Here is a 957-nt window from a genome sequence, read left to right as displayed (position 1 = left end):
AAGAAAGCACAGGATGATGAAGCCAGTGGTGAGATTGAAACAGCACATCCGGGTTACCTGGGGTCGCAGGACACTTTTTATGTTGGTCATTTAAAAGGTGTTGGTCGTATCTACCAACAAACTTATATTGATACTTACTGCAAAGTCGTTCATTGTAAACTTTACACAACGAAAAGTTCGATAACTGCTGCGGATTTATTAAATGACAAGGTTCTGCCTTTTTATGCCCAACATGGATTACCGATATTACGTATACTGACGGACAGAGGTAGTGAATATTGTGGTAAAGTTGAGCATCACGATTATCAACTTTATCTGGCTATCAACGATATTGATCACACAAAAACTAAGGCACGCTCGCCTCAAACTAATGGAATTTGTGAACGTTTTCATAAAACCGTATTACAAGAGTTCTACCAGGTAGTTTTTCGTAAGAAAATCTACGGTAATTTAGAGGAATTACAAACTGATTTAGATAAATGGTTAGAGGAATACAATAACCAGCGTACTCATCAAGGAAAAATGTGTTGCGGTCGAACACCCATAGCAACTTTACACGATGGAAAACAAATTTGGAGAGAAAAAGATTTAAATCAAATTTAGCCTGACAGATACTGTATAAATAACCGGTAACTGTCAGATCAAGTCTGAGCTACTACACATCAATAAAGGGTCTACGATTCCGTAAAATTTGGGTCATGCAACCGAGGCGCTTGATACCCGCGATGGCGTGTTCAACTGTAATACGGATGCCCGAGATTATTTTATTTTCTTGTTTTTGTTCAGGCGATAAAGGTCTTTTTCGAGTTCCTTTTTTTGGGATTTGTGTATTAGGATGCTGTTTATCTATACCTTGAAAACCGGTATCTGCCCAGATGGTTACCTCAGGAGGAATATGGCGAATTATATCGACTTTATCGAGTAAGCGTTTATCGTGACGGCGCCCATTTTTGCTCA

Annotated in this window: 2 protein-coding genes; one reads left to right on the top strand and one right to left on the bottom strand. The window is 38.9% G+C overall.

Annotated features, from left to right (window positions below):
• The coding region (locus CBG25_RS10060) for an integrase core domain-containing protein (RefSeq protein WP_290603686.1) at positions 1 to 603 on the top strand (603 nt) is incomplete at its 5' end.
• A 52-nt stretch (positions 604 to 655) separates the two neighbouring features.
• On the opposite strand, the gene CBG25_RS10055 is transcribed toward CBG25_RS10060, so the two are convergent.
• The coding region (locus tag CBG25_RS10055; RefSeq protein ID WP_290606422.1) for a transposase family protein at positions 656 to 957 on the bottom strand (302 nt) is incomplete at its 5' end.

The organism is Arsenophonus sp. ENCA (assembly GCF_002287155.1).
GTDB classification, from domain to species: Bacteria; Pseudomonadota; Gammaproteobacteria; order Enterobacterales; family Enterobacteriaceae; genus Arsenophonus; species Arsenophonus nilaparvatae.
Note: the sequence above shows the minus strand (reverse complement) of the source record. Positions and strands in the feature narration are given on the sequence as shown.